The sequence below is a fragment of the Mongoliibacter sp. genome (genome assembly GCF_007692705.1).
Taxonomy (GTDB): domain Bacteria; phylum Bacteroidota; class Bacteroidia; order Cytophagales; family Cyclobacteriaceae; genus Mongoliibacter.
The window spans coordinates 1-3,769 of sequence record NZ_REBN01000026.1; the positions used below are offsets into that span (position 1 = coordinate 1).

General features: G+C 38.1%; 4 protein-coding genes. All 4 read right to left on the reverse strand.

The window, feature by feature from the left end; genetic code table 11:
- Window positions 1–729: hypothetical protein (locus EA341_RS00370; RefSeq protein ID WP_293010697.1), on the reverse strand; the 729-nt coding region annotated here is incomplete at its 3' end.
- Window position 730: 1 nt separating this feature from the next.
- Complete coding sequence (gene asnB, locus EA341_RS00375; RefSeq protein WP_293010698.1) at window positions 731–2,422, reverse strand: asparagine synthase (glutamine-hydrolyzing); 1,692 nt, start codon at window positions 2,420–2,422, stop codon at window positions 731–733.
- Between the two features lie 5 nt (window positions 2,423–2,427).
- A complete protein-coding gene (locus EA341_RS00380; RefSeq protein ID WP_293010699.1) occupies window positions 2,428–3,144 on the reverse strand; it encodes an acylneuraminate cytidylyltransferase family protein in 717 nt (238 codons plus the stop codon).
- Between the two features lie 3 nt (window positions 3,145–3,147).
- A partial coding sequence (locus tag EA341_RS00385; RefSeq protein WP_293010700.1) for a UDP-N-acetylglucosamine 2-epimerase occupies window positions 3,148–3,769 on the reverse strand: 622 nt, incomplete at its 5' end.

A 3,769-nucleotide genomic window follows, 5' to 3' on the forward strand; every position in this document is an offset into this window, starting at 1 on the left:
GATTAACTCTTTTTTTCTGTAAAAATCAAACTGAGGAGTACTGGTAATTTCAATTTGATCTTCATCGATGTCAGGATAATACGTTAACAATTCATTTTTCATATACCGGGACCAAACCAAGTATTTATCTGTCCTAAAAGGCAATCTGGCCTTAGGAAGGTTATCCCATGAAAATATCGCGGTATAGGTCTTTATGCCGACATCATTTGCTGCAATCAGGGCAGATGTAACCGAAGGTACCCTCTGATGGGTACAAAAGAGTATGTCAGGTTTATGCTGGGAAAGAAAAGATTTTGCCTCCTGATAAGAAAGGCTCGCTTTTGATTTTTCAAATCCGTATTTCTCCCAATTGCTGATGTCAGGATAATCTTTAAGAAATCTTGAGGCAAAAGCCACTCCGCTGTAGAACAATTTATTCTTCCAACCTGACTGGGATGGCTTCCAATTGTTCATTATTGTTGGATTGGATCGGATTTCCATATTCTTTCTAAGCCTTGCCAACACTGCAGTTTCTCTCACAAACTTGACTACAGGAAGCTCTGGCCTGTGAAAAAAATCATAATCTTCAAAATCGACATTTATAAAATCTTTTACCTGACCAATGAGCTCTTTCCCAAGGCTATGCCATACAATCACCTCATGACCTTGTTCTATAAGGCCTTTGACAACATCACTGTATAAATAATTTCTAATACCGACCCCATCTGGGATTAAAAAACAAACCTTCATGTTAGACGCAGTGTGCTGAATTTACCAATTGCCAAAGAAAATAACTGTTCTCCTGGTCTCCTTTCATATAATTATCCACAGCTTTCTCTGTGTAACTTTTATCAAACCAACCTGTATCCAACATCAAGTTGACATGGTCCTTAACCCATGGAGCTAATTCCTTGCCAAGCCATTCTCTTTGGGGAGTTTGAAGTGGTCTTTTAGGTGCATATGAAATTTGATTATTCAAAAATTTTGAAGAAATATCTCTCAAAAAGGACTTCTGAACTTGACCCTTAATTTTAAATTCTAAAGGAAGGCTGAATACAAATTCCATCAATTCATGGTCTAAAAATGGCTCTCTTAATTCAACAGAATTGATCATACTGGCCATATCATTATATTTTAAGGCCCTGGGGAGTTTTGTGGAGAATATATCTCTATACTGCAGATTCAGAATCCGTGTATCAAAGGGTTTCACAGCTTCAGGGTATTCTGCGAGCTCGAAGAAATCACCCTTCAGCATTCCCGGTTTAACAGGGGATTTTAAACTCCCCTGTACCAATTTATCCTCAGGTTGTAAATAATAATCGTATCCTGCCCAGACTTCATCTGAACCCTGACCATCCAAAAGCACCAAAACTCCCATTTCTCTTGCTATAGAGAAAAGCTTGGAATAGGCTAAGGTTGGGATACCTCCAAAGGGTTCACATAAATGATCGGACATTTTTTTAGTCAAATCAGGCACCTCCTCATGTGTCAACAAACATTTATTGAGTTGAAACCCTGTGTTTTCCAGCATCTTTTCAACCCAAATCAATTCATCATACCGTTCATCATCTGTGTAAAAGGTGAAGGCTTGGACATTTCTGTTTCCGTAATATTTCAACACCATGGAAAGTAAAAAACTTGAATCTACTCCCCCACTCAAATTGAAACCTACAGGCACATCTGCTCTGAACCTGAGTCTTATGGTATCCTCATACAGCTGCATAAGTCGATCTTCAACCTTACCGTTATTTAAAGTGGAAGTCAGTTGGGAAACATTATTCACAAAATCATACCACTTTTCAATATGCAGTTGTTGATCTTTGTAAATTAAGAATGAACCTGAAGGAAGTTGATAAATACCTTTCCAAAATGAATCCCTTCCTGTTCCATTAAAGCCATAAGCAAAAAAGGTGCTCCAAACCTTTTCATTGGGAGATTTTTCAATTCCTCCCTCAAAAAGAGCTTTAATCTCTGAAGAAAAATAGAGACTGCTATCACTCTGTGAAAAGTAAAAAGGTTTGACCCCAAACCTATCTCTTGCAGCAAATAATTCTTTCTCATCATTGTCCCAAATGGCAAAGGAAAACATCCCTTTAAACTTATTCAGACAGTCTTTTCCCCACTCGATATAGGCATAAAGTAAAACTTCAGTATCTGATTGCGTTTTAAAATCGTATTTATCTTTTAATAGAGACCTCAGCTCAATGAAATTATAAATTTCCCCGTTGAATGTTAGAAAATAACGTCCATCCGAAGATATAAAAGGTTGGTTTGCAGCCTCTGATAAATCTAAAATACTTAGTCTATTATGCCCTAATGCACATTCCCTTTCCACTAAAAAGGTCCCCATGTGATCAGGACCTCTGTGAGTTTGAACATTTAGCATTGATTTTAAGGCCTTAATATTGGCTTTATGGCCAATAATACCTGCAATTCCACACATATAATTTATGGATTATTTATTTTTTCAATTATTTGTTCGGCTTGATACCAGTCTTCCATGGTATCTAAATTGACGTGGAGTTTTGGATCTCCTAGAATGTAGGTTAACTTTTCACCGAACAATGATGATTTATTTTTAATTATTGCAGTTTTAGTTATATAAATTGCTCCATCTCTATAATAAGCTTTAGGAAGTTTTTGCCTTTGTGAAATCAGTTCACTGTCTCCGGTAGAAATAGAAAGGAATCCTTCGTCATTTTCCTCAAAAACCCAATGTGGGTTAAACTCATGAGGTACGGGCAAGACTGACACCAAGGTGTCGGCATCTGAACTTATAAATTTCTGAATTGCTTCATCAATCATCCCCTTCTTCCTAAAAGGGCTGGTAACCTGGAGTATACAAACTGCATCAAAGATTTCTCCTTGACTTTCAAAATATTCAAGACAATGAATAATGGTTCCTAAGGTAGGTGCTTTGTCATCAGCCAGATGTGCAGGTCTTTTATAGGGAACCTCCAAACCTAAACTTAAAGCAACCTTGGTGATGGCTTCATCATCAGTGCTCACAACCACTTTACTGAGTAAAGAAGCTTCATCCACTGCCATTTTGGTGTAGGCAATCAAAGGCTTACCACCCAGGAGTTTGATATTTTTCCCTGGTATCCCTTTAGAGCCTCCTCTTACCGGGATGATTCCAAGTATTTTGACAGTCTGGTTTTTCAAAACCTAAAAAGTTATCGTCTTGTGAAATCTCAAAGGGAGCTTGGCAAGCAAGTCCGCTATTTGTTCACCAGCATTTCCTCCTCCATATATATGTGAAGCAGTTGGCGCTTGTGTAGAATGAGCCTTGATGGCAGCTAATATTTCAGTTTTATCATAACCTACATCAATGACATTATTCCCTCTATCCCTTCTATTCTGCCTGCTCCCGATATTGACCACGGGAATACCCAAAAAGGCACACTCCCTGATTCCTACACTACTATTCCCTATTAATCCTTTGCTGTTGCATAATATCCTTAGGAAATCTGTGGGTTCCATATTTTTGAAAAAGTGAAAATGATCCAGTTTGTGTGTTTCCCTGAATGAACGAATACCTGTACTAGTTCCATCAGCTCCAGCATCTACATTTGGCCAGAACATCAAAACAGGTTCATTGATTTCGTACATGGCATGCAAAGTTTCTTCAATTTGCTTTCTTGATAAAGATACTTCTGTTGTTACCGGATGTTGCATTACTACCCAATACCCCTTCTCCAAGTTCGTGGCTGAACCTACGCCTCCATATTTCTGATATGGGTCAAAATCTAATTTGGGGTTCTCTTTTACTCCTGCGGCAAGGTCTATA

Coding starts and splice junctions, on each gene's coding strand:
- asnB (WP_293010698.1), bottom strand. CDS start 2,422: ATGTGTGGAATTGCAGGTATTATTGGCCATAAAGCCAATATTAAGGCC.